Raw genomic sequence first — 26,531 nt, 5'->3', positions numbered from 1 at the left:
TTAAGGCTTAGTGGTTTTTCAAACATAACCAACTCAAATAAACTTAGAATTTATCCCAAAATAATTTGGTTTTTAATTTGTCACCTCCAATAGCAGCTGAAGCGGCTTCATGGTTCGTACCATTTAATGTTTGTTCTAAAACAGGATAGGTGTATCGCTTCGGTACTACGCCCTCTGCTGCAGATACTGCATTTGATGGAGCGATAAGATTTGGATAATCCAGTCTTCTATAGGTTGTCCAAGCTTCAAATCCTCTATTGTAATAACCTAACCAGGCTTGTTCTCCAATTTTTTGTCTCCATGTGCCTGAGGCAGTTGTGTAAGCCACAGAAGGTTGTAATAAATAGTTAGTAGCCTCAGCGTTCGTTCCACCCCAATACATTATTGATGAGGTGATGGCATTGTTATAATGAGATTCAGCAGTTCCTCCTACATTAAATCCTCTCTCAATTGCCTCAGCTAAGTAAAATTCTACTTCGGTGTAATCCAATAAAATTCCTTCCAAAGTAGGGTTTAATAATCTGGTTTTTGGTCCATTACTTTGCGGATCTCCAGCTGATGAATAATTTTCGAAATCACCTCCAGCGGCATACGGACAGCCTATGTAACTTCCGTTGATGTCAATGAAATACTGTCCACGACGAGGATCGCTCAAAGAGTTCATTTTATCTACTAAGGTTGATGCAGCCACGAAATCGTACCTTCCACTGGTAACCAAATCTGAATACAATGGGTTTGAATTGGGTTCATTCGACAGATAATGTAAAACGGCATTGTCAGCATTGGATTGAATAACTCCGTTGCTTACGGCAGTTTCTGCTTTTGTTTTTGCTAATGTGCTCAAAGAGGGTTCGTCAGCCACAGTGATGGCCATTCTTAACTGCAATGAATTTGCAAATTTTTTCCAATGTGCGATATCTCCACCATAAATAAAATCATAGTCACCGAAGCTTTCATAATTCTCATCTAATTTTGCGATGGCATTGTCCAATCGGGTGAATAAATCGGTATAAATCGTTTTTGCATCATCGTATTTTGGTGACGGGTGATTCAGCGGATCTAAAGATTCTGTATACGGTATATTTCCAAAAGTGTCAACAAGTACACTATAAGAGTAAATATTCAGTACTTCAATTAAAGCTAATTTATTGTCTTTCACTTTTTGAGCACTTGTAGTTAGCGCTTGTTCTTTGTTGGTAATATCATAAGCTTCTTTCAAATCCCTTAATACATCTCTGTAAAGTGTTCTCCAATGGGTGTCAGGAACATTCCGCTGCAAAACATCATATCTAGATTCGTCTAGGTAGGTAGTTTCGGTCCAATGTTGCGCGAAAAGTCTGAAAACATTTGTGTTTACATTGGAGCTTGTCATTTGATCGAACAAGTTTTTTTCGGCATTGCCTAATAAAGTGCCTGCAGGTACAACGGTTAGATTTTTAGGATCATTATTCAAATCGGTGATCGAATCGTCATTGCAAGAAGTCAAGGAAAGAAGTAATCCCAACCCCATTAGTATAGATATTTTTTTCATTTTTAGAGGTTTTAAAATTTAACTTTTAAATTGAAAGCCACATTACGTGTTGTTGGTAATACACCTGATTGGAAACCTTGTAGATTTCCCGAACTTAATCCAGATTCCGGATCGGCATCAGGTAAGTTTTTATGAATGATCCATAAGTTAGACCCTGTTAACCCAAAGTATACGTCTTGAATTTTTTCTCCTAAGTATTTTTTAGGTAGAGAATAGCCTAAAGTAACCTCTCTCAATTTTATATAAGATGCATCGTATACATAATCGGAATTGGCGGAGCCCAAATATCCAAAGTAACCATCCGTTCCAGTGCTAGTGTCGATTCTAATGTCGTTAGGAGTTCCATCTTCGAAAACACCCGGAAGAATTACACCACCACCATCAGCTAATGAATTTCGAACTGGATTTCCTAAATCATTGGTAAAAACCGTATTTTGATATAAACCTGTTCCTTCACCATACCATCTGTCCAATGAGAAAACATCACCACCTTTTTGAACGTCAACTAAGAAACTGAATGACAGATTTCCGTAAGAGAATTTATTGTTGACACCACCATTCCAATCGGGTGTAAAATTTCCAATGACATTGTCGTTGGTTGGAGTAATCAGATATTTTCCTGTTGATGAATCAACTACTCTTTGTCCATTTAGGTAAACATAATCTGTTCCTTGAATTGTACCATAGGGTTTACCTACAGAAGCATTGACAGAAATACCTCCTTGGAACTGACCCAATTGGTAATTTTCGATGCCTTTATCAAGTTCCAAAACCATATTTCTATTCATTGACCAATTTACTGCGATATCCCATTTGAATTTTTCGGTCGCTACTGGATTGATATTTACAATAGCTTCCAAACCTTTGTTTTCAATATTTCCAACATTTTTGAATACTTGTGTAACCCCCGTGGCCTCAGAAACAGGAAGGTTTACAACTTGATTGATGGTATTGGTTTTATACGCTGAAAAATCAAATCCAAGTCTTTTTTTGAAAAATTGCATTTCTAAACCGGCTTCCCAACTTTTCGTTCTTTCCGGTTTCAAATTAGGATTGTTTTTGATGTTAGGTACTGAAAACAATGGTGAAGTGAATGGAGTTACACTTACATAGGTGTCTTTTAGGATAGCAAATCGTGCATCGTTTCCTACTTCAGCATAGCCAACTCTAATTTTACCCAAATCCAACCAATCTTGTTTTAGAAGATTGGAAAACAGTATGCTAGATGAAACAGATGGGTAGTAGTATTCGTTGTTGCCTTTCGGTAGAGTAGAAGCTACATCTCTTCGTATTGTACCATCGATATAATAGGTGTCTTTGTATCCCAGCGAAGTGCTTAGATAATAGCCATTTACACCTTGTTTGGCTTCAAATTCAACTGGTTTTTCCACTGGATTTAGAGAGTTGGCCAACGAATAAATTCCTGGCACAATTAATCCTCCTGAAGTCGATGCTAAAATGGAGCTGATGTGTTGTCTTCGTAAACTGATACCGGCTACTCCTTTTATATTGAGGTCTTCGGTTAAATCTTTGTTGAAGTTCGCCATTACATCATAGTTAAATTCAGAATAATCTCGGTTGAATCTTTGGTATCCTGCCGGATCGTTTGTAAGTGATATTCCAAATGGATCACCTGCATACGAACCAACTGCTCTTCTTTCTTCTTGGATTTGAGAATAAGTATCAACAGAAACTCGTCCCATTACATCCAGCCAATCATTGAACTTATAATTTAACGAAGTGTTACCAATGAAACGGTTTCTGCTATCATTTTGGTAATTTTCAAAACGGTCAAAATAAGGGTTGTTCCAATAAGCTGGGGATAAATTATTCGGGTTATTGGCATTCCATGTGTAATTCTGCTTAGTTTTAGTGTAAATGCTTTCTAATTCTTTGATGTCGGCATTAGTGGCCCACCATTGTCTGAAATTTGAAACGATGTTGCCTAAATATCCAGTACCATTTCTACCTAATGTTTTTGTATTGATATAATTCCCCATAAAATTAGCTGTAATTTTATCAGTTACTTTTAAACTAGCATTTCCGATGAATGAATTTCGATCTTGCTTGCTGTTGGGTAATAATCCAGTTGCAATTAAATTGGTATAGGACAATGCAAAATTTCCTTTTTCACTACCACCATTAAGCGATACTGTATTGTTTGTTGAAACTGGAGATTTGAAAAATGTAATTGCTCCATTTTTGGCAATGCTCCATGGGCGTGCTGTTTGATAATATGGCGATTCAGGCACAAATGAATCCCAACCATATACCATTATGCTCGAGTCATATGCTGGTCCGAACGAAGCATCATGATTGGTTCTTGCAACTAAGTCGTTGATTCCGTCCCCGTCAATATCGAAAGTAGTCCTGAAAGAAGGAAAATAACCTTGACCGTATTTGGTTTGGTAACTTGCGAAAGTAGTTTTGTCTACTTTGCCAATGCTTACTCCCGAATCTAATGTAACGCCAATTCCTTTCTGATTGTTTTTTCCTTTCTTAGTGGTAATCATGATGGCACCATTAGCCGCTCTAGAACCATAAAGTGCTGTTGCCGCTGCGCCTTTCAATACGTTAATACTTTCAATATCGTTCGGATTGATATCTGATGCTGCATTTCCATAGTCATAACCAATAGTACCAGTTTGTTGCAATGCGTTGTTTGTATTGGAATTGTCTACAGGTACTCCGTCAATTACAAAAAGAGCTTGGTTGTTGGAACTGATGGATTTAAAGCCTCTTATGACCACATTTGTTGAACCTCCAATATTATTGTTGGTTTTGATTTGGAGTCCTGCGACTTTTCCTGAAAGATTATTGATGAAATTGCTGCTTGGAGTTTTGGATACTTCATTTCCATCAATTTTTTGCGTTCCGTAACCTAATGATTTTTTCTCACGACCTACACCTAATGCTGTTACGACAACTTCGTTAAGCACTTTGGCATCTTCACGCATCACAACATTGATGGTATTTGCAGTTCCGATTGTTCTTTGAACATCTGTTAGTCCTAAGAATGAGAATACTAAGATTTCACCTTCGCGTGCTTTAATGGAATAACTTCCGTCAAAATTGGTTTGAATTCCTCTTGTTGTTCCTTTAACAACAACATTGGCTCCGGGTAGTGGTCCTGTGTCATCAGAAACAACACCAGAAACAGTTTTTTCTTGTGCAAAAGCCATTTGCACAAAGAGCGCAACATAAAGCGCAATAATCCATTTGAACTTTGATTTCATAATCTGTTTGATTAATTGTTATTATTTGAGATGAGTGCTTAAATATTTTATTTATCAAACAATATTAAAGAGTGTTTTTGTAGGAAAACAATTTCAACTACCAACTGCAATCAAGAGTCTATCAATGTTGTGGAAGGTTGGTTAGAAATTGGTTTTAAAGCTAATTTGAACTATAGAGTTCGAAAGTTTAATGGGTTGATTTTTGGTGCTTCCATTTGCGTAAACTAAATTGAATAAACCGTTTTTGGTAGCCATGCCAAATCCGAATCCAAGGCCTAGAAGTGTGTTGTTTTGATTGGTGGATTTGTCTTGCAAATAGCCGTAATCTATTATAGAATGTAGATAAAGGTTAGGAGTAGCCAAATAGCGGTATTCCGTTAAAATGGATGTAAAGAAATTGCCTTGAAGACTATTTTCATTAAAACCTCTAATGGAATTAATTCCGCCAAAACGAAATAATTCATTAATAAGGTATTGGTTACTTTTTAAATAAGCGTTTTGGGTTTTTGCAAAAAAAATATTTTTTGAATTCAGGTATATATTGTGGGCTAAGTCAACTTTGGCTAAAAACTGATTGTCTTGAAATTCGACAGCAGTTCTCTTTCCGGTTCCGACTTTAATTTTTATGGAAGTTTTTTCTGGGAATAAAAAGGAATTGTTGTCGTAATTGAAATGCTCCAGTTGAACTGTTAAAAACTGATTGCTAAAGTCGCTAAGGGTGGTGCTGTTTGTGTTTTGAATATCACTGGATTCGGATTCTTGATAGCCGATATAGGCACGTGTGTTGTATTTGAAATAATACCCCAGATCGAGATTGGTTTGTGTGTTTTGAAAAATTGTGTCTTGTTTGAATATGTTGAGTTGTGCTTTTATACCAAGGGGAGATTTGAAAATGTAAGGTAGTTCGGTAGAAGCATTGAATGTTTTTTGATTGCTTCCATCACTTTTCCAGAAAATGTTGATTTTTTCTCCTCCATTCATTAAGTTTTGCAATTGTAGATCCAAATAACCACTGAACACTATTTTCTTTTGCTCGTTATTGGTGAAGCCGATAAATCCATCGAAAGAATTGGCTTTATTTTTTTCAAGATACACGTAGGCTTTGGTTGAGTCTTTTGTAAATAATATTTCAGGAAATTTAGTTTGTTTGACAAATCGGAATTTTGAAACATCATTGTAAACTTGTTTTAGATTGTCTTGATTGAAAATTTTATTGCGATAGATACGAACAAGGTTTTTAGTGTGGCTTTTAGGGAATTTATCGTATCCATTTATTACGATTTGGTCTAGTTTGCGAATCTTTCCATTGGTAATTTCTAATTCGCAATAAAGAGAGTTTCCTTGTAATTCTTGTTTAATGAGTCGAAGTTTTACAAGTGCATAGCCGTTTTTTTCAAATCGTGATAAAAGCTGATTTAAATAATTTTCAACGTCTGAAGTTTTAATTTTGACCATCTCTTCATTCGCATTGAAAATTGTAGGATTATCATCCCTGTTTTTTTGCCCAATTTTGATATGAGTAGAGGTGGTTTGTCTGCCAAGAGCGACTGAAACTTGAAAAGTGGTATCGTTTATTTTTTGTATTTTTTTGAATTCAGACTCAAAAAAACCATGGTTAGCAATCTTTGTTTTGAATTTCTTTTCTTCTTCAAGAATCGATTTAACATTGTTGTGTTTTTTTTGATAACCGATACTGTCTATGCTTTTATTTTCGATTGTGTTTTCGGAGGTAATAACGAAAAAGAAGTCTTGTCCAAAAGTGTTTTGGAAACTGAAAAGGAGAAATAGAATTAAAAATTTGATCTGCAATGAAGATATTTTTCGATAAAAATAACGTAAAAAAACTAGAAACAGTACTTGAAAAATAAGTGTGCTGAAAATTAATAAATTACAGTTTGTTTTTACAAAAATAATATATACATTTGCAACCCCGTAAAATGCGGGATTTTATAAACAAGTAATTTTTAGTATTTAATTATGCCAACAATTCAACAATTAGTAAGAACAGGGAGAGCCCAAATGACTAAGAAGTCTAAATCGGCTGCTTTGGATTCTTGTCCTCAAAGAAGAGGTGTTTGTACGCGTGTTTACACTACTACTCCAAAAAAACCAAACTCTGCAATGCGTAAAGTTGCGCGTGTACGTTTGACAAATGGAAATGAAGTGAATGCTTACATCCCAGGAGAAGGACACAATCTACAAGAGCACTCGATAGTATTAGTTAGAGGCGGAAGGGTAAAAGATTTACCAGGAGTTAGATACCACATCGTTCGTGGTGCTTTGGATACTGCCGGTGTTAACGGTAGAACACAAAGAAGATCTAAGTATGGTGCTAAGAGACCTAAAGACGCTAAAAAGTAATTTTTAAAAACTTTTAAGAAAAAGACATGAGAAAAAGACAGGCCAAAAAGAGACCTCTTTTACCAGATCCGAAATTTAACGATCAATTAGTAACACGTTTTGTGAATAACTTAATGTGGGATGGTAAAAAATCGACTGCTTTTGCAGTATTTTACGATGCATTGGATATCGTAGAATCTAAAAAGCAAGATGCTGAAAAATCAGCTTTAGAACTTTGGAAAGATGCATTAACAAATGTTATGCCTCACGTTGAAGTACGTTCTCGCCGTGTAGGTGGAGCTACTTTTCAAATTCCAATGCAAATTCGTCCAGATAGAAAAATTTCTATGGCGATGAAATGGTTAATTCTTTATGCAAGAAAAAGAAATGAGAAATCTATGGCAGGTAAACTTGCTTCTGAAATTTTAGCAGCAGCTAAAGAAGAAGGTGCAGCTGTTAAGAAAAGAATGGATACTCACAAAATGGCAGATGCTAATAAAGCATTCTCTCACTTTAGATTTTAATTCATAAGAAATGGCTAGAGATTTAAAATTCACAAGAAACATAGGTATTGCTGCTCACATTGATGCAGGAAAAACTACTACTACAGAACGTATCTTATTCTATACAGGAAAATCACACAAAATTGGTGAAGTACACGATGGTGCTGCAACAATGGACTGGATGGCACAAGAGCAAGAGAGAGGTATTACAATTACTTCTGCTGCTACAACTTGTGAGTGGAATTTCCCAACTGAGCAAGGTAAATTGATTGGTGATTCAAAACCATATCACTTTAATATTATTGATACTCCGGGGCACGTTGACTTTACTGTAGAGGTAAACCGTTCGTTACGTGTATTGGATGGTTTGGTATTCTTGTTTTCTGCTGTTGATGGTGTAGAGCCTCAGTCAGAGACTAACTGGAGACTTGCTGATCAATATAGAGTTCCTCGTATGGGATTCGTTAACAAAATGGACCGTCAAGGTTCTAACTTCTTAAACGTTTGTCAACAAGTTAGAGATATGTTAAAATCTAACGCTGTAGCAATTACTTTACCAATTGGTGAGGAAAACGATTTTAAAGGAGTAGTTGACTTAGTAAAAAACCAAGCAATTATTTGGCATGATGCAACTCAAGGGGCAACTTTTGATATTGTAGATATTCCTGCTGATATGGTTGATGAGGTAAAAGAATACAGATCTATCTTAATTGAAGCAGTTGCTGAGTATGATGAAAATCTACTTGACAAATATATGGAAGATGAGAACTCAATTACTGAGGACGAAATCAACGCTGCATTAAGAGCTGCGACTATTGATATGGCTATCATTCCTATGATTGCTGGTTCATCTTTCAAAAACAAAGGTGTTCAATTCATGTTGGATGCAGTATGTAAATATTTACCATCTCCTTTAGATAAAGAAGGTATTGAGGGGATTCACCCTGATGACCAAGATTTATTGGAAGAAGATCAAACTAAAATCTTACGTCGTCCAGATGTAAAAGAGCCGTTTGCTGCTTTAGCATTTAAAATTGCTACTGACCCTTATGTTGGTCGTTTAGCTTTCTTCCGTGCTTATTCTGGTCGTTTAGATGCTGGTTCTTACATCTTGAACACACGTTCAGGAAACAAAGAGCGTATTTCTCGTATCTACCAAATGCACGCTAACAAACAAAATCCAATCGAATATATTGAGGCTGGAGATATTGGAGCGGCAGTTGGATTTAAAGATATCAAGACTGGAGATACAATGTGTGATGAAAAACACCCAATTATTCTTGAGTCTATGAAATTCCCTGATCCGGTAATTGGTATCGCGATCGAGCCTAAAACAAAAGCTGACGTAGATAAAATGGGTATGGCTTTAGCTAAATTAGCTGAAGAAGATCCAACGTTTACAGTTAGAACTGACGAGGCTTCAGGTCAAACGATTATCTCTGGTATGGGTGAGCTTCACTTGGATATCTTGGTAGATCGTATGAAACGTGAATTCAAAGTTGAGGTAAATCAAGGTGAGCCTCAGGTTGAGTACAAAGAAGCTTTCACTAAGCCTGCACAACACAGAGAAGTTTATAAGAAACAATCTGGTGGACGTGGTAAATTTGGTGATATTGTTTTCCGTTTAGAGCCTGCTGAGGCTGGTGCAATCGGTTTAACTTTCGTGAATGAAGTAAAAGGTGGTAACGTACCGAAAGAGTATGTTCCTGCAGTTGAAAAAGGATTCAGAGAAGCAATGAAAACAGGACCTTTGGCTGGATACGCTGTAGATAGCTTAAAAGTAACTTTATTGGATGGATCTTACCACGCGGTGGATTCGGATGCATTATCATTCGAATTAGCAGCTAAGATGGGATACAAAGAAGTTGCTAAAGCTGCTGGTGCTGTAATTCTTGAGCCAATCATGAAAATCGAAGTTATCACTCCGGAAGAAAACATGGGTGATATCGTAGGTGACTTGAACCGTCGTCGCGGTCAGGTTAATGACATGGGTGATAGAGCTGGTGCTAAAACTATTAAAGCTAATGTGCCTTTATCAGAAATGTTTGGATATGTAACTACTTTAAGAACTTTATCTTCAGGTCGTGCTACTTCAACTATGGAATTCTCTCACTATGAGCAAACTCCATCTAATATTTCAGATGAGGTAATTAAGAAAGCAAAAGGTAACGCTTAATTTTTAAGAAAATGAGTCAAAAAATCAGAATAAAATTAAAATCTTACGATCATATGTTGGTTGATAAATCAGCAGAGAAAATCGTAAAAACTGTAAAGAGTACAGGAGCTGTGGTAACTGGTCCAATTCCATTGCCAACAAACAAAAAGATTTTTACTGTATTGCGTTCTCCGCACGTTAACAAGAAGTCGAGAGAGCAATTTGAAGTAATGTCATACAAAAGATTATTAGATATCTATTCTTCATCTTCAAAAACTATCGATGCTCTAATGAAATTAGAGTTACCTAGTGGAGTTGAAGTGGAAATCAAAGTGTGATAAATCACTGAAAGTAAATATTTAAGCATTATGTTTTGAAATTCAAAACATAATGCTTACTTTTGCGCACTCAAAAAATAAAAATTTTAATAAATAATTAATAATTAGTTTAATATGTCTGGGTTAATCGGAAGAAAAATTGGCATGACTAGCATCTTTGATGAGAACGGGAAAAATATTCCTTGTACTGTTATTGAAGTGGGTCCATGTGTAGTTACCCAAGTCAGAACCAATGAGGTTGACGGGTATGAGGCTCTTCAGCTTGGTTTCGATGACAAAACTGAAAAGCACACTACAAAAGCTGCTGAAGGTCACTTCAAAAAAGCAGGTACTGTTGCTAAGAAGAAAGTTGTTGAGTTCCAAGGATTTGAAAACGAGCACAAATTAGGTGATGTAATCACTGTAGATCTATTCTCTGAAGGAGAGTTTGTAGATGTTCAAGGTGTTTCTAAAGGTAAAGGTTTCCAAGGGGTTGTAAAACGTCACGGTTTTGGTGGTGTTGGACAAGCTACTCATGGTCAACATAACCGTTTAAGAGCGCCTGGTTCTGTAGGAGCTTCATCTTATCCATCTAGAGTATTCAAAGGAATGCGTATGGCTGGAAGAATGGGTGGAGATAATGTAAAAGTACAAAATCTTAGAGTTTTAAAAGTAGTTGCTGAAAAGAACTTACTTGTTGTTAAAGGATGTGTTCCTGGTCACAAAGACTCTTATGTAATCGTTCAGAAGTAATGGAAGTAAAAGTTTTAGACATCAACGGAAAAGAAACTGGCAGAAAAGTTCAACTTTCTGATTCAGTTTTCGCAATTGAGCCTAACAAGCACGCTGTTTACTTAGATGTTAAGCAATATCTTGCTAATCAAAGACAAGGTACTCACAAATCTAAAGAAAGAGCTGAAGTTGCTGGTAGTACTCGTAAAATCAAGAAGCAAAAAGGAACAGGTACTGCTCGTGCAGGATCTAAAAAGAGTCCTTTGTTTAAAGGAGGAGGAACTGTTTTTGGTCCAAGACCAAGAAGCTATTCTTTCAAATTGAACAAAGCTTTAAAGCGTTTGGCTCGTAAATCAGCTTTGACATTAAAAGCGCAAGATTCAAATTTAATCGTAGTAGAAGACTTCAACTTTGAAGCTCCAAGTACTAAAAATTTCATTAACGTATTGAAAGCGTTAGGATTAGAAAACAAAAAATCTTTATTCGTATTAGGTGATGCAAATAAAAATGTATATTTGTCATCTCGTAATTTAAAAGGTTCTTCTGTGGTAACTAATTCAGAATTAAGTACTTATGCGATATTAAACGCAAATAATTTAGTTCTTTTAGAGGGATCTTTAGAAGGAATTGAAGAAAATTTAAGCAAATAATAGGCCATGAGTATCATTATTAAACCTATCGTTACAGAAAAAGTAACTAAAGACGGAGAATTATTCAACCGTTTTGGTTTCGTTGTAGACAAGAAAGCAAACAAAGTGCAAATTAAGAAAGCTGTAGAAGCTGCTTATGGAGTTACTGTTGTAGAAGTTAATACAATGAACGTACGTCCTGATCGTACAACTAAATACACGAAAAGTGGTATGATTTCAGGAAAAACGAATGCTTACAAAAAAGCAATTGTTCAAGTACAAGAAGGAGAAACAATAGATTTTTACAACAATATCTAAGTAAAATAAGATGTCAGTAAGAAAATTAAAACCTATTACCCCGGGTCAGCGTTTTAGAGTTGTTAATGGTTTTGACGCTATTACAACTGATAAGCCGGAGCGTTCATTAATCGCACCGAAAAAAAACTCAGGAGGTAGAAATAGTCAAGGAAAGATGACCATGCGTTATACAGGCGGTGGTCACAAACAAAGATATCGTATCGTTGATTTCAAAAGAACTAAAGTTGGTATTCCAGCTACAGTGAAATCGATTGAATATGATCCAAACAGAACTGCTTTTATCGCGTTATTGGCTTATGCTGATGGTGAGAAAACGTATATCATTGCTCAAAATGGTTTACAAGTAGGTCAAAAAGTGGTATCTGGTGCTGATGCAGCTCCGGAAATTGGTAACACCATGCCATTAAGTAAAATTCCTCTAGGTACAGTTATTTCTTGTATCGAATTACGTCCAGGTCAAGGTGCGGTTATCGCTCGTTCTGCAGGTACATTCGCACAGTTAATGGCTCGTGATGGTAAATATGCTACTATCAAAATGCCTTCTGGAGAAACTAGACTTATTTTGTTAACATGTTCTGCAACAATTGGTGCAGTTTCTAACTCTGATCACCAATTGATCGTATCTGGTAAAGCAGGTAGATCTAGATGGTTAGGTAGAAGACCTAGAACGAGACCGGTAGCTATGAACCCTGTTGATCACCCTATGGGAGGTGGTGAAGGACGTTCATCTGGAGGTCACCCACGTTCAAGAAAAGGTTTACCAGCTAAAGGTTACAGAACCCGTGCTAAACAAAACCCGAGCAACAAGTATATTGTAGAACGTAGAAAGAAATAATAAGATATGGCACGTTCATTAAAAAAAGGACCTTTCGTACACTATAAATTAGAGAAGAAAGTACAAGAAAATATCGAAGGTGGAAATAAAGGAGTTGTTAAGACTTGGTCTAGAGCTTCTATGATTACGCCAGATTTCGTAGGACAAACAATTGCAGTTCACAACGGTCGTCAATTTGTTCCGGTATATGTTACTGAAAACATGGTAGGACACAAGTTGGGTGAGTTTTCACCAACTAGATCTTTTAGAGGTCACGCTGGAGCTAAAAATAAAGGTAAAAAATAAAAGAAGACATGGGAGTTCGTAAAAGAGAAACGGCAGAAGCAAGAAAAGAGGCTAACAAGTCTTTGGCGTTTGCTAAATTGAATAACTGCCCTACTTCACCTAGAAAAATGCGCTTAGTAGCAGACTTGGTAAGAGGTCAGAAAGTTGAGAATGCACTAAATATATTAAGATTTAGTCAAAAAGAAGCTTCAAGAAAATTAGAGAAACTATTATTATCTGCAATCAATAACTGGGAGCAAAAAAATAGTGAAGGTAATGTTGCTGAAGCAGGCTTATTCGTAAAAGAGATCAAAGTTGATGGTGGTATGATGTTAAAAAGACTTCGTCCAGCTCCACAAGGTCGTGCACACAGAATTAGAAAGCGTTCAAACCACGTAACAATCGTGTTAGGGGCTATTAATAACACACAAAGCAATTAATAAAGATGGGACAAAAGACAAATCCAATCGGAAATCGCCTTGGTATCATCAGAGGATGGGATTCTAACTGGTATGGTGGTAATGACTACGGTGATAAAATCGCCGAAGACTACAAAATCAGAAAGTACATTCATGCTCGTTTATCAAAAGCTAGTGTATCTAAAGTAATCATCGAGAGAACTTTAAAACTTGTAACCGTTACTATCACTACTGCTAGACCTGGTATCATTATCGGAAAAGGTGGACAAGAGGTAGACAAGTTGAAAGAAGAACTTAAGAAAATTACTGACAAAGAGGTTCAAATTAACATCTTTGAAATCAAAAGACCTGAATTAGATGCATATTTAGTTGCAAATAGTATCTGTCGTCAAATTGAAAGCCGTATTTCATACAGAAGAGCTATCAAAATGGCAATTGCAGCGTCTATGAGAATGAATGCAGAAGGAATCAAAGTTATGATTTCTGGACGTTTGAATGGTGCTGAAATGGCACGTTCTGAAAATTTCAAAGAAGGAAGAATTCCTCTATCAACTTTCAGAGCAGACATCGATTATGCTTTAGCTGAAGCACACACTACTTATGGTAGAATGGGTGTTAAAGTTTGGATCATGAAAGGTGAGGTTTACGGAAAGAGAGATCTTTCTCCGCTTGTAGGTATGGATAAAAAATCTGCAGCTGGTAAAGGTGGTGATGCTCCACGTGGTGGAAAATCAAACGGTAAACCTGGAGCTCGTAAAAGAAAGTAATTTTTAAATTAAAGAAAAATGTTACAGCCTAAAAGAACAAAATACCGTAAGGTACAAAAAGGTAGAATGAAAGGGAACTCTAATAGAGGTCATGAACTTTCAAATGGAATGTTTGGAATTAAATCTGTACATGAAGATGGTATGTTTTTAACGTCTCGTCAAATCGAAGCAGCTCGTATTGCAGCTACTCGTTACATGAAACGTGAAGGACAATTATGGATTAAAATTTTCCCGGACAAGCCAATTACTAAGAAACCTCTTGAAGTACGTATGGGTAAAGGTAAAGGTGCAGTTGAATACTGGGCTGCTGTTGTTAAACCAGGAAGAATTATGTTTGAGGTAGGTGGTGTGCCACTAGCTGTTGCAAAAGAGGCGTTACGTCTTGCTGCTCAAAAATTACCAGTAAAAACTAAATTCGTCGTTGCTAGAGATTTCGAAGCATAATAAATAAGATTATGAAACAATCAGAAATTAAAAATCTATCTGCAGCTGAGTTACAAGAGAAGCTAGTTCAATTAAAAAAGACTTATGCCGACCTAACAATTGCTCATGCTATTTCTCCAATCGAGAATCCACTTCAAATTAGAAGTCTTAGACGTTCAGTGGCAAGAATTGCAACTGAATTAACTAAAAGAGAGCTTCAATAATATTCAGCTGAAAAGATGGAAAAAAGAAATTTAAGAAAAGAAAGAATTGGTGTTGTTACTTCTAACAAAATGGATAAGTCTATTGTTGTTTCTCAAGTAACTAGAGTAAAACACCCATTATATGGTAAGTTCGTGTTAAAAACTAAGAAATATGTTGCACACGACGAAACAAACGACTGTAACATCGGTGATACAGTAAAGATCATGGAAACAAGACCTTTATCTAAATCAAAATGTTGGAGATTAGTTGAAATCATTGAAAGAGCTAAATAATTATGGTACAACAAGAATCAAGATTAAGAGTAGCAGATAACACGGGAGCTAAAGAAGTTTTAACTATCCGTGTGCTTGGAGGAACGAAACGTCGTTATGCCTCTGTTGGAGACAAAATTGTAGTAGCTATCAAAGATGCAACCCCTAACGGAAACGTTAAGAAAGGTGCGGTTTCAACTGCAGTTGTTGTTAGAACTAAAAAAGAAGTAAGAAGAGCTGATGGTTCATACATCCGTTTCGATGATAACGCTTGTGTATTGTTAAATGCAGCAGGTGAGATGAGAGGAACTCGTGTATTCGGACCAGTAGCTAGAGAACTTCGTGAAAAACAATTCATGAAAATTGTATCATTAGCACCAGAAGTGCTTTAATTATTATTTACAATGATAAAGCTAAAAATAAAATCAGGTGATATCGTAAAAGTTATCGCAGGTGACCACAAAGGTGCTGAAGGTAAAGTTTTGCGTGTATATCGTGAGAAAAACAAAGCGGTAGTTGAGGGAGTAAATATGGTGTCTAAACACACTAAGCCAAGTGCTAAAAATCCTCAAGGTGGAATCGTTAAGAAAGAAGCTCCTATGCATATTTCTAACTTGTCTTTAATCGATCCTAAATCGAAAGAAGCAACTAAAGTTGGATTCAAGGTAGAAGGAGATAAGAAAGTAAGATTTTCAAAAAAATCTAATCAAGTATTATAGTAATGGCTTATATACCTAGACTTAAAGAAGAATATAAGAGTAGAATCATTTCTGCTCTTACAGAAGAATTCGGTTACAAAAACGTAATGCAAGTTCCAAAATTGGAAAAAATCGTTTTGAGTAAAGGAGTTGGAGCGGCTGTATCTGATAAAAAACTTATCGATTACGCTGTTGAAGAATTGACAAAGATTACTGGTCAAAAAGCAGTAGCTACGATCTCTAAAAAGGACGTTGCGTCTTTCAAATTGAGAAAAGGAATGCCAATTGGTGCTAAAGTAACTTTACGTGGAGAGAGAATGTATGAATTCTTAGACAGATTGATCACTGCATCTTTACCACGTGTAAGAGACTTTAACGGAATTAAATCTACAGGTTTCGACGGTAGAGGAAATTACAATCTTGGAGTTCTTGAGCAAATTATCTTCCCTGAAATCGATATCGATAAAGTGAATAAAATTTCTGGTATGGATATTACTTTTGTAACATCTGCAGAAACAGATAAAGAAGCAAAATCATTATTAGCTCAATTAGGTTTACCTTTTAAAAAGAATTAAGACATGGCTAAAGAATCAATGAAAGCCCGCGAGGTGAAAAGACAAAAAACGGTAGAAAAATATGCAGAGAAAAGAAAAGCTTTATTGGAAGCTGGAGATTACGCTGCTTTACAAAAATTACCGAAAAATGCTTCACCAGTTCGTTTACACAATCGTTGTAAATTAACAGGTAGACCAAGAGGGTATATGCGTCAATTCGGTATCTCACGTGTAACATTCCGTGAGATGGCTAACCAAGGATTGATTCCAGGAGTTAAAAAAGCTTCTTGGTAGTTTGCAAAAAAGTATTATATTTGCAAACTTAAAATATTAAAGTTTAATAGGTTAAAGGTTCAACTCACTGAGGGTGAGTTGAAAACCATAACCACAATTTTGTTTATAATGTATACAGATCCAATTGCGGATTATCTTACGAGAGTTAGAAATGCAGTTATGGCAAACCACAAAGTGGTTGAAATTCCAGCATCTAACTTGAAGAAAGAAATCACAAAAATCTTATTCGATCAAGGTTACATCCTTAGCTACAAGTTCGAAGATAGTACTGTACAAGGTACTATCAAAATTGCTCTTAAGTATGATAAAGATACTAAAGAGCCAGTAATTAAAGATATTCAAAGAATTAGTAAACCAGGTTTACGTAAGTACGCAGGTGCAGCTAAATTGCCAAGAATTTTAAATGGTTTGGGTATTGCTATCGTGTCAACTTCTAAAGGAGTTATGACAGGAAAACAAGCGAAACAATTGAATGTTGGTGGTGAAGTAATTTGTTACGTATACTAAAAAAGAGATAAGAAATGTCAAGAATAGGTAAAAATCCAATTGCAATTCCAGCTGGCGTAACTGTTGAAGTTAACGGTGCTGTAATTACAGTGAAAGGAAAACTAGGGCAACTTTCTCAAGAGTTTACAAACAATGTAACTGTAACTGTTGAAGAAAATCAAGTTCTTGTTACAAGAGCTGCCGATAGCAAAGAAGAAAGAGCTCAACATGGTTTGTATAGAGCTTTAATCAATAACATGATTACTGGTGTATCTACTGGTTTTACTAAAGAATTAGAACTTGTGGGTGTAGGTTACAGAGCTTCTAATCAAGGAAACAAACTTGATTTGGCTTTGGGATATTCTCACAATATCGTTTTAGAGGTTGCGCCTGAAGTTGTTGTAGAAACAATTTCTGAAAAAGGTAAAAACCCTATCGTAAAATTAACATCATACGACAAACAACTTTTAGGTCAAGTTGCTGCGAAAATCAGAGGTTTCCGTAAGCCAGAACCGTACAAAGGAAAAGGTATTAAGTTTGTGGGTGAAGTATTAAGAAGAAAAGCAGGTAAATCAGCTTAAAATTTGAGAGTATGTCATTAACAAAATCTGATAGAAGACAAAGAATACAGTACAGAATTAGAAAAATTGTAAGCGGAACTGCTGCAAGACCTCGTTTATCTGTATTCAGAAGTAACAAAGAAATCTATGCTCAGCTTATAGATGATGTGAATGGTGTTACATTGTTAGCCGCTTCTTCTCGTGAGAAAGGTGTAGATACTAAAGGAACTAAAATCGAAGTTGCTACTGCAGTTGGAAAATTAGTTGCTGAAAAAGCTTTAAAAGCAGGTATCGAAAATGTTACATTTGATAGAGGCGGATATTTATATCACGGTCGTGTTCAATCATTAGCAGAAGGTGCGAGAGCAGCTGGATTAAAATTCTAAGAAATTATGTATCATAATTATAAAAACGTAGAGTTAGTAAAACCAAGTGGTCTTGAATTAAAAGACCGTTTAGTTAGTGTAAATCGTGTTACTAAAGTTACAAAAGGTGGTAGAGCGTTCGGTTTTTCTGCAATTGTAGTAGTAGGTGATGAGAACGGAGTTGTTGGTCATGGACTAGGAAAATCTAAGGATGTTTCTGAAGCTATTGCTAAGGCAGTAGAAGATGCAAAGAAAAACTTAGTTAGAATTCCTTTAAGTGGACAATCTGTGCCTCACGAGCAAAAAGGTAAATTTGGTGGAGCAAGAGTATTCTTAATGCCTGCATCTCATGGTACCGGAGTAATTGCTGGTGGTGCTGTACGTTCAGTACTTGAATCTGTAGGTATTCACGATGTATTATCAAAATCTCAAGGATCTTCAAACCCTCACAATGTGGTAAAAGCAACTTTCGATGCTTTATTACAAATGAGAAGCGCAGTTACTGTTGCTAAACAAAGAGGAGTATCTTTAGAGAAAGTATTCAAAGGTTAATTCAAGGAAATTATGGCAAAGATTAAAGTAAAACAAGTAAGAAGCAAAATCAACTGTCCGGAAAACCAAAAAAGAGTTTTAGCCTCTTTAGGTTTACGTAGAATAGGACATGTTGTTGAGCACGATGCAAATCCTGCTATCCTTGGAATGGTAAATAAAGTTAAACACTTGGTTTCTGTAGAAGAAGCTAAATAACAAATAACTGTTATGAATTTAAGTAATTTACAGCCAGCTGAAGGGTCAACACACAATCAAAATAAAAGAGTAGGTAGAGGAGAAGGTTCTGGTAAAGGTGGTACTGCTGCACGTGGTCACAAAGGAGCTAAGTCTCGTTCTGGTTATTCTAAAAAGATTGGATTTGAAGGAGGTCAGATGCCGCTTCAAAGACGTGTTCCTAAATTTGGTTTCAAAAATATCAACAGAGTAGAGTACCAAGGTGTAAATCTTGATACATTACAAGCTCTAGTTGATAACGGTTTGGCTACAGATACTGTAGATTTCACTACTTTCGTAGAAAACCGTTTAGCTACTAAAACTGAAGTTGTTAAAATTTTAGGTAGAGGTGAGCTTAAAGCAAAATTAAAAGTAAGTGCACACAAATTCACAGCTACTGCTAAAGCCGCTATCGAAGCTGCTGGTGGTGAAGCTATAGAATTATAATTTTCTGAACACGATGAAGAAATTTATTGAATCGTTACAAAACGTTTGGAAAATTGAGGAACTAAGAAACAGAATCCTAATTACATTAGGATTTCTGTTGGTTTATCGTTTTGGTGCTCAGGTAACATTGCCGGGAATCGACGCTACTAAATTACAAGGGTTAACTGATCAAACTGAAAAAGGTATTGGTTGGTTAATTGACGTTTTCACAGGTGGTGCATTTTCACAGGCTTCAGTGTTTGCCTTGGGTATTATGCCTTATATTTCAGCTTCAATTGTAGTGCAGTTAATGGGAATTGCGATTCCTTATTTACAAAAGTTACAAAAAGAAGGTGAAAGTGGAAGAAAAAAAATGAACCAAATTACAAGATGGTTGACTATTGGTATTACTTTAGTTCAAGGTCCTGGTTATATTTATAACTTGTACAGAACTTTACCTGGTGATGCTTTCTTATTAGGATTCAATTCATTTGCTTTCTTATTCTCTTCTGTATTGATCTTAACTACAGGTACAATTTTTGCAATGTGGTTAGGTGAAAAAATTACAGATAAAGGTATCGGAAACGGTATATCGTTATTGATTTTAGTTGGTATCGTTGCAAGACTACCACAGGCTTTTACCCAAGAATTTTCGTCTGTTATTTCTGAAAATAACGGTGGACCAATGAAATTGGTTTTTGAGATAATTATTTGGTTGCTTGTGATAATCGCTTGTATATTGATGACAATGGCTGTTCGTAGAGTACCGGTTCAGTATGCGCGTCGCACCGTTTCTGGTGATGTGGAGCAAGACTTAATGGGGGGTAATCGCCAGTTTATTCCACTAAAATTAAACGCTTCTGGAGTTATGCCTATCATTTTTGCACAGGCTATTATGTTTATTCCTGCAGCTGTTGCTGGTTTATCATCTTCAGAAACTGCTCAAACTATTAGTACAAGATTTCAAAATATTTTTGGATGGGAGTATAATTTGTTATTTGCGTCGTTAATCGTAATTTTTACGTACTTTTACACCGCAATTACCATCCCTACTAATAAGATGGCTGATGATTTAAAAAGAAGTGGTGGTTTTATTCCTGGTGTTAAGCCTGGTGTAGAAACTGCAGACTTTTTGGATAGAGTGATGTCTTTAATTACTTTCCCTGGAGCTTTATTCCTTGCTTTCCTTGCTGTGTTCCCAGCAGTTGTAGTAAGTGTTTTAAATGTACAAGCACAATGGGGATTGTTCTTCGGAGGTACATCATTGTTAATTTTGGTTGGAGTTGCAATCGATACGATTCAACAAATCAATTCATACTTGTTGAATAAACATTATGATGGTTTAATGAAAAGTGGTAAAAACAGAAAAGCAATAGCTTAATATGGCAAAACAATCAGCAATAGAACAAGACGGATCAATTATTGAAGCATTGTCAAATGCGATGTTCCGTGTTGAGTTAGAAAATGGGCATATCGTAATTGCTCACATTTCTGGAAAAATGCGTATGCATTACATCAAATTATTACCAGGTGATAAAGTGAAACTAGAAATGAGTCCTTACGATTTATCCAAAGCAAGAATTACTTATAGATACTAAAGCTACTAAAATGAAAGTAAGAGCATCAGTAAAAAAACGTAGTGCCGAGTGCATTATCGTACGTAGAAAAGGAAGATTATACGTTATTAACAAAAAGAATCCTAGATTTAAACAAAGACAAGGATAATTATGGCAAGAATAGCAGGGGTAGATATACCTAAAAACAAAAGAGGAGTTATCGCTTTGACATATATCTTCGGAATTGGAAAAAGCAGAGCTATCGAGATCTTAGAAAAAGCTCAAGTAAGTCAAGACAAAAAAGTTCAAGACTGGAATGACGACGAAATTGGAGCAATCCGTGACGCAGTTTCATACTACAAAATTGAAGGTGAATTGCGTTCTGAAACTTCATTAAACATTAAGCGTTTAATGGATATCGGATGCTACAGAGGAATCCGTCATAGAGCTGGTCTTCCATTAAGAGGACAAAGAACTAAAAACAATTCTAGAACTAGAAAAGGTAAAAGAAAAACTGTTGCTAACAAGAAAAAAGCAACTAAATAATAAGTAGTAATATGGCTAAGACAAGCACAAAAAAACGTAAAGTTATCGTTGAGTCGACAGGAGAAGCGCATATTAGTGCAACTTTTAACAACATCATCATCTCGTTAACTAACAAGAAAGGTGAAGTTGTATCATGGTCATCTGCTGGTAAAATGGGCTTCAGAGGTTCTAAAAAGAATACTCCGTATGCAGCTCAAATGGCCGCTGAAGATTGTTCAAAAGTAGCATTAGAAGCTGGACTTAAAAAGGTGAAAGTTTTTGTGAAAGGTCCTGGAAACGGAAGAGAATCTGCTATCAGATCTATCCACAATTCAGGAATCGAAGTAACTGAAATAATCGACGTTACTCCACTTCCACACAACGGATGTCGTCCTCCAAAAAGACGTAGAGTTTAATTTAATTTAAGTATAACTAGGTAGAATATAGATTATCGGAGGATACTGACCTGAATTCATAATCTCTACCTTAAAAATTTTTAAAATGGCAAGATATACTGGTCCAAAAACAAAAATTGCTCGTAAGTTTGGCGAAGCAATCTTCGGAGATGATAAAGCCTTCGAAAAAAGAAATTACCCTCCAGGGCAACATGGTTTAGCTAAAAAGAGAGGTAAAAAATCTGAATATGCAATCCAGTTAATGGAAAAGCAAAAAGCTAAATATACTTACGGTATTTTAGAAAAACAATTCAGAAACTTATTCGAAAAAGCGGCTGCTTCTAAAGGTGTAACAGGTGAAATCCTTTTACAATTATGTGAAGCTCGTTTAGATAACGTAGTTTACAGAATGGGTATCGCTCCGTCAAGAAGAGCTGCACGTCAAATCGTAACTCACAGACATATTACTGTAAATGGTGAATTGGTTAACGTTCCTTCTTACCATTTAAAACCTGGTGACAAAGTTGCTGTTCGTGAAAAATCTAAATCATTAGAGGCTATCGAACGTTCTTTAGCTGGTGCTTCTCAAGTGTATGAGTGGATTACTTGGAATAATGATACTAAAGAAGGTACTTTCGTATCTGTTCCAGCAAGAATCCAAATCACTGAGAACATTAAAGAACAACTAATCGTCGAATTGTACAACAAATAATAATTGACATCAGTCGAAAATTTATGGCAATATTTAATTTTCAAAAGCCCGATAAAGTTATCATGATCGATTCTACTGACTTCGAAGGAAAATTCGAATTCAGACCTCTTGAACCAGGTTACGGATTGACTGTTGGTAACGCACTTAGAAGAGTTTTACTTTCAGCATTGGAAGGTTATGCTATCACATCTGTACGCATTGAAGGTGTTGATCACGAATTCTCTACTATTTCCGGTGTTGTTGAAGATGTTACCGAAATTATCCTTAATCTGAAACAAGTACGTTTAAAACGTCAAATTGAAGATATCGATAACGAAGCTGTGACAATATCAATCACAGGAAAAGATCAAGTTACTGCTGGAGATTTCCAAAAATTCATGTCTGGTTTCCAAGTGTTAAACCCGGAATTGGTAATTTGTAATTTAGATAGTAAAGTAAACCTTAATATGGAAATTACTATCGAAAAAGGTAGAGGATATGTACCTGCAGAAGAGAATAAAAAACAAAATGCTGCAATTGGTACGATCTTTACAGATTCAATCTTTACTCCGGTAAAGAACGTGAAGTATGCTATCGAAAACTTCCGTGTAGAGCAAAAAACGGATTACGAAAAATTGGTTTTTGAAATTAAAACTGATGGTTCTATCCATCCAAAAGATGCTCTAACAGAAGCTGCTAAAGTATTAATTCACCACTTTATGTTATTCTCTGATGAGAGAATTACATTAGAGGCTGATGAGATTGCTCAAACTGAATCTTACGATGAAGAGTCATTACATATGAGACAATTGCTTAAAACTAAGCTTGTTGATATGGACTTATCAGTAAGAGCATTAAATTGCTTAAAAGCTGCTGAAGTTGATACGTTGGGCGACCTAGTATCGTTTAATAAAAATGACTTAATGAAGTTCCGTAACTTCGGTAAAAAATCATTAACTGAGCTTGATGAATTAGTTGCCAACAAGAATTTAACATTCGGAATGGACTTGTCAAAATATAAGTTAGATAAAGAATAATTTACTTCATATTTTGCTCTCCAAAGAGGATAGTAGCAAGATGAAGGTTTAATAAAACGTCACATGAGACACGGAAAAAAATTCAATCACCTAAGCAGACAAACTGGACATAGAAAAGCTATGTTGGCTAATATGGCTTGTTCTCTTATCGAGCACAAACGTATTAACACTACAGTTGCTAAGGCTAAAGCGCTTAAACAATTTGTTGAGCCGCTTATTACTAAGTCAAAAGAAGATACTACTCACAACCGTCGTATCGTATTCGCATACTTAAAAAGCAAATATGCTGTAACTGATTTATTCAGAGATGTAGCTGCTAAAGTAGGTGATCGTCCAGGTGGTTACACTCGTATTATCAAGTTAGGAAACCGTTTAGGAGATAACGCTGATATGGCGATGATCGAATTAGTGGATTTCAACGAGCTATACAACGGTGGTAAAAAAGAAGTGAAAAAAGCAAAAAGCCGTCGTGGTGGAAAAGCTAAAAAAGCTGAATCTGCTGCTGAAGCTCCTGCTACTGAAGAATCTTCTGAAAGCGCTGAATAATATGAATCTTACTTCATAAATATTAAGGATAAACTTTTTAGTTTATCCTTTTTTTTTGAATAAATTTGCAAAACTTTAAACTACAATGCAACACACAACAACACAAGCTGCAATTCTATTACTTGCTGATGGTACAATCTTTCACGGAAAGTCTATCGGAATTTCTGGGAAAACTTTCGGAGAAGTTTGTTTTAATACCGGAACAACAGGATATCAGGAAATCTTTACTGATCCTTCTTACTTCGGGCAAATCATGGTAACAACCAATGCTCATATTGGTAATTATGGTATAAATGTAAATGAAGTTGAATCAGATTCCATTAAAATAGCAGGACTGGTTTGTAAAAAGTTCTCCACTTTTCATTCAAGACCTGACTCTGAAAGTAACTTATTTGACTATTTTCAAAAAGAAAACTTAATCTGTATTTCTGATGTGGATACAAGAGCTTTAGTGTCATACATCCGTGATAATGGTGCACAAAATGCAGTTATCTGTACTGATGGAACTCCGATTGAAGAATTAAAAGCCTTGTTAGCTAATGTACCGGATATGAATGGTTTGGAATTGGCTTCTAAAGTATCTACCAAAGAACCTTATTTTTATGGTGATGAGAAAGCTACTTACAAAATTTCGGCACTGGATTTAGGGATCAAAGAAAATATCCTGAGAAATTTGGCTAAAAGAGATTGCTATATCAAGGTTTTTCCTTTCAACGCTTCTTATGCCGATTTAAAAGCATTCAACCCTGATGGATATTTCTTGTCCAATGGTCCTGGTGATCCAGATCCTCTAGAAAGCGCTATTGAAGTAGCAAAAGAAATTATCGACAACAATCATCCGTTGTTTGGAATTTGTTTAGGACATCAGGTAATTGCTTTGGCAAACGGTGTTTCTACCTATAAAATGTTTAACGGTCACCGAGGAATTAATCACCCAGTTAAAAATTTATTGAGTGGAAAAGGTGAAATTACTTCGCAAAATCACGGATTTGCAGTAAACAAAGAACAATTGGATAATCACCCGGAATTGGAAATAACACACCTGCACTTAAATGACGGAACGGTTGCCGGAATGCGCATGAAAAATAAAAATTGTTTTTCAGTACAATATCATCCTGAAGCAAGCCCAGGTCCACACGATTCATCGTATTTGTTCGACCAGTTTATTGAAAACATCAAATCATCTAAGAACTAAAACGTTATCGTTAATAATATTCAAATTTTAAAGATTGTCATTTGTACAGATTGGATAAATTTGTATTTCATTCAAAAAATAAAATTAAAAAGACAAGAGTATGAGTATCATCATAAAAATACATGCAAGACAAATTCTTGATTCTAGAGGTAATCCTACAGTAGAAGTTGATGTAGTAACAGATAGTGGCGTTTTAGGCCGTGCTGCCGTTCCTTCCGGAGCATCAACCGGAGAACATGAAGCAGTTGAGTTGCGCGATGGCGGTAAAGCGTTCATGGGTAAAGGGGTTTTAAAAGCAGTTGAAAACGTAAATACAACGATTGCTGAAGCTTTGTTGGGAACTTCCGTTTTCGAACAAAACCTAATCGATAAAATCATGATTGATTTGGATGGTACGCCAAACAAATCAAAACTGGGGGCAAACGCTATTTTAGGCGTTTCTTTGGCTGTTGCCAAAGCGGCTGCAAACGAATTAGGCTTGCCTTTATATCGCTATGTCGGTGGTGTTTCTGGAAATACATTACCTGTGCCAATGATGAACATCATCAACGGCGGTTCGCATTCTGATGCGCCTATTGCTTTTCAGGAGTTCATGATCATGCCGGTAAAAGCAACATCTTTTACACATGCTATGCAAATGGGTACGGAAATTTTCCATAACCTTAAAAAAGTATTACACGACCGTAACTTGTCTACTGCAGTGGGTGACGAAGGTGGTTTTGCACCAAACTTGGCTGGTGGTACTGAAGATGCTTTGGATTCAATCAAATTAGCAGTGGAAAATGCGGGTTATGTTTTCGGTGAGGATATTAAAATCGCTTTAGACTGTGCTGCTTCTGAATTTTATGTAAACGGAAAATACGATTATACGAAGTTTGAAGGTGCAACCGGTAAGGTAAGAACGTCTGAAGAACAAGCAGATTATTTAGCAGAATTGGCTTCTAAATACCCAATCGTATCAATCGAAGACGGTATGTATGAAGATGATTGGGCTGGTTGGAAATACTTAACAGAGAAAATTGGCGATAAAGTACAATTGGTAGGTGATGATTTATTCGTAACGAATGTAGAGCGTTTGTCAAGAGGTATCAATGAAGGTATTGCGAATTCTATCTTGATTAAAGTAAATCAAATCGGTACGTTGACAGAAACCATTGCAGCTGTAAATATGGCACATAATGCAGGGTATACCTCGGTAATGTCACACCGTTCTGGTGAAACAGAAGACAATACTATTGCTGATTTGGCTGTTGCACTAAACTGTGGTCAAATAAAAACAGGCTCGGCTTCTCGCTCTGACCGTATGTCTAAATACAACCAATTATTGCGCATTGAAGAAGAATTAGGTGATGTGGCTTATTTCCCAGGAGCAAGAGCTTTTAAAGTGAAATAATTTATTTTTTTTAATACAGAGAAGCCCAATAGTAGATATTGGGCTTCGTTATTTTATAAAGTCTTGTTAATTTATATTTTTAGAATAGCGAACTTACTGC

37 protein-coding genes are annotated in these 26,531 nt (G+C 36.0%); 34 read left to right on the top strand and 3 right to left on the bottom strand.

Going from position 1 to position 26,531, the window contains the following annotated elements:
* Positions 1 to 43 precede the first annotated feature (43 nt).
* From ACS8MM_RS07490 to ACS8MM_RS07480, 3 genes are all read right to left on the bottom strand, one after another.
* A complete protein-coding gene (locus tag ACS8MM_RS07490) occupies positions 44 to 1,531 on the bottom strand; it encodes a SusD/RagB family nutrient-binding outer membrane lipoprotein (RefSeq protein ID WP_379714812.1) in 1,488 nt (495 codons plus the stop codon).
* 11 nt (positions 1,532 to 1,542) lie between these two features.
* Complete coding sequence (locus tag ACS8MM_RS07485; RefSeq protein ID WP_379714810.1) at positions 1,543 to 4,767, bottom strand: SusC/RagA family TonB-linked outer membrane protein; 3,225 nt, start codon at positions 4,765 to 4,767, stop codon at positions 1,543 to 1,545.
* A gap of 141 nt (positions 4,768 to 4,908) precedes the next feature.
* A complete protein-coding gene (locus ACS8MM_RS07480) occupies positions 4,909 to 6,576 on the bottom strand; it encodes a hypothetical protein (protein ID WP_379714808.1) in 1,668 nt (555 codons plus the stop codon).
* A gap of 168 nt (positions 6,577 to 6,744) precedes the next feature.
* On the opposite strand from ACS8MM_RS07480, the gene rpsL reads away from it, so the two are divergent.
* From rpsL to eno, 34 genes are all read left to right on the top strand, one after another.
* On the top strand, positions 6,745 to 7,128 hold the full coding sequence (gene rpsL, locus ACS8MM_RS07475) for a 30S ribosomal protein S12 (RefSeq protein ID WP_073311722.1): 384 nt from the start codon (positions 6,745 to 6,747) through the stop codon (positions 7,126 to 7,128).
* A gap of 26 nt (positions 7,129 to 7,154) precedes the next feature.
* Positions 7,155 to 7,631, top strand: coding sequence for a 30S ribosomal protein S7 (rpsG, locus tag ACS8MM_RS07470; protein ID WP_250592574.1), 477 nt, complete (start codon positions 7,155 to 7,157; stop codon positions 7,629 to 7,631).
* Positions 7,632 to 7,641: 10 nt separating this feature from the next.
* Positions 7,642 to 9,786: an elongation factor G gene (gene fusA / locus ACS8MM_RS07465; protein WP_379714806.1), complete on the top strand. Its 2,145-nt coding sequence runs from the start codon at positions 7,642 to 7,644 to the stop codon at positions 9,784 to 9,786.
* A gap of 11 nt (positions 9,787 to 9,797) precedes the next feature.
* Positions 9,798 to 10,103 (top strand): 30S ribosomal protein S10, encoded by a 306-nt coding sequence (gene rpsJ, locus ACS8MM_RS07460; RefSeq protein ID WP_073311719.1) that lies wholly within the window; start codon positions 9,798 to 9,800, stop codon positions 10,101 to 10,103.
* A gap of 114 nt (positions 10,104 to 10,217) precedes the next feature.
* Positions 10,218 to 10,835, top strand: coding sequence for a 50S ribosomal protein L3 (gene rplC, locus ACS8MM_RS07455; protein ID WP_250596775.1), 618 nt, complete (start codon positions 10,218 to 10,220; stop codon positions 10,833 to 10,835).
* Positions 10,835 to 11,464, top strand: a complete 630-nt coding sequence (gene rplD / locus ACS8MM_RS07450; RefSeq protein ID WP_379714803.1) for a 50S ribosomal protein L4 — start codon at positions 10,835 to 10,837, stop codon at positions 11,462 to 11,464. Before rplC ends, rplD begins: the two co-directional genes overlap by 1 nt.
* A gap of 6 nt (positions 11,465 to 11,470) precedes the next feature.
* Positions 11,471 to 11,761: a 50S ribosomal protein L23 gene (gene rplW / locus ACS8MM_RS07445; protein WP_379714801.1), complete on the top strand. Its 291-nt coding sequence runs from the start codon at positions 11,471 to 11,473 to the stop codon at positions 11,759 to 11,761.
* A 10-nt stretch (positions 11,762 to 11,771) separates the two neighbouring features.
* Entirely contained in the window at positions 11,772 to 12,596 is an 825-nt protein-coding gene (gene rplB / locus ACS8MM_RS07440) for a 50S ribosomal protein L2 (protein ID WP_379714799.1), read from the top strand.
* A 6-nt stretch (positions 12,597 to 12,602) separates the two neighbouring features.
* Positions 12,603 to 12,881, top strand: a complete 279-nt coding sequence (rpsS, locus tag ACS8MM_RS07435; RefSeq protein ID WP_073311710.1) for a 30S ribosomal protein S19 — start codon at positions 12,603 to 12,605, stop codon at positions 12,879 to 12,881.
* An 8-nt stretch (positions 12,882 to 12,889) separates the two neighbouring features.
* Positions 12,890 to 13,300 carry a 50S ribosomal protein L22 gene (gene rplV, locus ACS8MM_RS07430; RefSeq protein WP_073311708.1) on the top strand — a complete coding sequence of 137 codons (411 nt, stop codon included), beginning with the start codon at positions 12,890 to 12,892 and terminating at the stop codon, positions 13,298 to 13,300.
* Between the two features lie 5 nt (positions 13,301 to 13,305).
* Entirely contained in the window at positions 13,306 to 14,046 is a 741-nt protein-coding gene (gene rpsC, locus ACS8MM_RS07425; RefSeq protein ID WP_250596770.1) for a 30S ribosomal protein S3, read from the top strand.
* Between the two features lie 18 nt (positions 14,047 to 14,064).
* The gene (gene rplP, locus ACS8MM_RS07420; protein WP_250596768.1) at positions 14,065 to 14,490 is read left to right on the top strand and encodes a 50S ribosomal protein L16; all 426 of its coding nucleotides are present in this window, start codon (positions 14,065 to 14,067) and stop codon (positions 14,488 to 14,490) included.
* 11 nt (positions 14,491 to 14,501) lie between these two features.
* Positions 14,502 to 14,693, top strand: a complete 192-nt coding sequence (gene rpmC, locus ACS8MM_RS07415) for a 50S ribosomal protein L29 (protein ID WP_250592565.1) — start codon at positions 14,502 to 14,504, stop codon at positions 14,691 to 14,693.
* A gap of 15 nt (positions 14,694 to 14,708) precedes the next feature.
* Complete coding sequence (gene rpsQ / locus ACS8MM_RS07410) at positions 14,709 to 14,966, top strand: 30S ribosomal protein S17 (protein ID WP_073311703.1); 258 nt, start codon at positions 14,709 to 14,711, stop codon at positions 14,964 to 14,966.
* A 2-nt stretch (positions 14,967 to 14,968) separates the two neighbouring features.
* Positions 14,969 to 15,337, top strand: coding sequence for a 50S ribosomal protein L14 (gene rplN / locus ACS8MM_RS07405; protein WP_250596765.1), 369 nt, complete (start codon positions 14,969 to 14,971; stop codon positions 15,335 to 15,337).
* 12 nt (positions 15,338 to 15,349) lie between these two features.
* Positions 15,350 to 15,664, top strand: coding sequence for a 50S ribosomal protein L24 (gene rplX, locus ACS8MM_RS07400; protein WP_250592564.1), 315 nt, complete (start codon positions 15,350 to 15,352; stop codon positions 15,662 to 15,664).
* Between the two features lie 2 nt (positions 15,665 to 15,666).
* Positions 15,667 to 16,218 carry a 50S ribosomal protein L5 gene (gene rplE / locus ACS8MM_RS07395; protein ID WP_379714792.1) on the top strand — a complete coding sequence of 184 codons (552 nt, stop codon included), beginning with the start codon at positions 15,667 to 15,669 and terminating at the stop codon, positions 16,216 to 16,218.
* Positions 16,219 to 16,221: 3 nt separating this feature from the next.
* Positions 16,222 to 16,491, top strand: coding sequence for a 30S ribosomal protein S14 (rpsN, locus tag ACS8MM_RS07390; RefSeq protein ID WP_250592562.1), 270 nt, complete (start codon positions 16,222 to 16,224; stop codon positions 16,489 to 16,491).
* A gap of 108 nt (positions 16,492 to 16,599) precedes the next feature.
* On the top strand, positions 16,600 to 16,998 hold the full coding sequence (rpsH, locus tag ACS8MM_RS07385) for a 30S ribosomal protein S8 (RefSeq protein WP_379714788.1): 399 nt from the start codon (positions 16,600 to 16,602) through the stop codon (positions 16,996 to 16,998).
* A 14-nt stretch (positions 16,999 to 17,012) separates the two neighbouring features.
* The gene (rplF, locus tag ACS8MM_RS07380) at positions 17,013 to 17,558 is read left to right on the top strand and encodes a 50S ribosomal protein L6 (RefSeq protein WP_379714785.1); all 546 of its coding nucleotides are present in this window, start codon (positions 17,013 to 17,015) and stop codon (positions 17,556 to 17,558) included.
* 11 nt (positions 17,559 to 17,569) lie between these two features.
* Positions 17,570 to 17,923: a 50S ribosomal protein L18 gene (rplR, locus tag ACS8MM_RS07375; RefSeq protein ID WP_379714782.1), complete on the top strand. Its 354-nt coding sequence runs from the start codon at positions 17,570 to 17,572 to the stop codon at positions 17,921 to 17,923.
* 6 nt (positions 17,924 to 17,929) lie between these two features.
* Positions 17,930 to 18,454: a 30S ribosomal protein S5 gene (gene rpsE, locus ACS8MM_RS07370; protein ID WP_250596759.1), complete on the top strand. Its 525-nt coding sequence runs from the start codon at positions 17,930 to 17,932 to the stop codon at positions 18,452 to 18,454.
* 12 nt (positions 18,455 to 18,466) lie between these two features.
* The gene (gene rpmD / locus ACS8MM_RS07365; protein WP_379714780.1) at positions 18,467 to 18,649 is read left to right on the top strand and encodes a 50S ribosomal protein L30; all 183 of its coding nucleotides are present in this window, start codon (positions 18,467 to 18,469) and stop codon (positions 18,647 to 18,649) included.
* A 12-nt stretch (positions 18,650 to 18,661) separates the two neighbouring features.
* Positions 18,662 to 19,114 carry a 50S ribosomal protein L15 gene (gene rplO, locus ACS8MM_RS07360; protein ID WP_250596755.1) on the top strand — a complete coding sequence of 151 codons (453 nt, stop codon included), beginning with the start codon at positions 18,662 to 18,664 and terminating at the stop codon, positions 19,112 to 19,114.
* Positions 19,115 to 19,127: 13 nt separating this feature from the next.
* Positions 19,128 to 20,474, top strand: coding sequence for a preprotein translocase subunit SecY (gene secY / locus ACS8MM_RS07355; RefSeq protein ID WP_379714778.1), 1,347 nt, complete (start codon positions 19,128 to 19,130; stop codon positions 20,472 to 20,474).
* Between the two features lies 1 nt (position 20,475).
* Complete coding sequence (gene infA / locus ACS8MM_RS07350; RefSeq protein WP_007136545.1) at positions 20,476 to 20,691, top strand: translation initiation factor IF-1; 216 nt, start codon at positions 20,476 to 20,478, stop codon at positions 20,689 to 20,691.
* A 10-nt stretch (positions 20,692 to 20,701) separates the two neighbouring features.
* Complete coding sequence (gene ykgO, locus ACS8MM_RS07345; RefSeq protein WP_002987490.1) at positions 20,702 to 20,818, top strand: type B 50S ribosomal protein L36; 117 nt, start codon at positions 20,702 to 20,704, stop codon at positions 20,816 to 20,818.
* A 2-nt stretch (positions 20,819 to 20,820) separates the two neighbouring features.
* Complete coding sequence (gene rpsM, locus ACS8MM_RS07340; RefSeq protein WP_073311683.1) at positions 20,821 to 21,195, top strand: 30S ribosomal protein S13; 375 nt, start codon at positions 20,821 to 20,823, stop codon at positions 21,193 to 21,195.
* Positions 21,196 to 21,206: 11 nt separating this feature from the next.
* Positions 21,207 to 21,590 (top strand): 30S ribosomal protein S11, encoded by a 384-nt coding sequence (gene rpsK / locus ACS8MM_RS07335; protein ID WP_073311682.1) that lies wholly within the window; start codon positions 21,207 to 21,209, stop codon positions 21,588 to 21,590.
* Between the two features lie 85 nt (positions 21,591 to 21,675).
* A complete protein-coding gene (gene rpsD / locus ACS8MM_RS07330) occupies positions 21,676 to 22,281 on the top strand; it encodes a 30S ribosomal protein S4 (protein ID WP_379714775.1) in 606 nt (201 codons plus the stop codon).
* Positions 22,282 to 22,304: 23 nt separating this feature from the next.
* On the top strand, positions 22,305 to 23,297 hold the full coding sequence (locus ACS8MM_RS07325) for a DNA-directed RNA polymerase subunit alpha (RefSeq protein WP_250592551.1): 993 nt from the start codon (positions 22,305 to 22,307) through the stop codon (positions 23,295 to 23,297).
* Positions 23,298 to 23,360: 63 nt separating this feature from the next.
* The gene (gene rplQ / locus ACS8MM_RS07320; RefSeq protein WP_379714773.1) at positions 23,361 to 23,843 is read left to right on the top strand and encodes a 50S ribosomal protein L17; all 483 of its coding nucleotides are present in this window, start codon (positions 23,361 to 23,363) and stop codon (positions 23,841 to 23,843) included.
* An 85-nt stretch (positions 23,844 to 23,928) separates the two neighbouring features.
* Positions 23,929 to 25,038 (top strand): glutamine-hydrolyzing carbamoyl-phosphate synthase small subunit, encoded by a 1,110-nt coding sequence (carA, locus tag ACS8MM_RS07315; RefSeq protein WP_379714771.1) that lies wholly within the window; start codon positions 23,929 to 23,931, stop codon positions 25,036 to 25,038.
* Positions 25,039 to 25,138: 100 nt separating this feature from the next.
* On the top strand, positions 25,139 to 26,431 hold the full coding sequence (gene eno, locus ACS8MM_RS07310) for a phosphopyruvate hydratase (RefSeq protein WP_379714769.1): 1,293 nt from the start codon (positions 25,139 to 25,141) through the stop codon (positions 26,429 to 26,431).
* Positions 26,432 to 26,531 lie beyond the last annotated feature (100 nt).

The organism is Flavobacterium sp. MAHUQ-57 (assembly GCF_051908335.1).
Taxonomy (GTDB): domain Bacteria; phylum Bacteroidota; class Bacteroidia; order Flavobacteriales; family Flavobacteriaceae; genus Flavobacterium.
The sequence above is the reverse complement of the archived record's forward strand: the minus strand, read 5'-3'. Positions and strand labels throughout refer to the sequence as shown.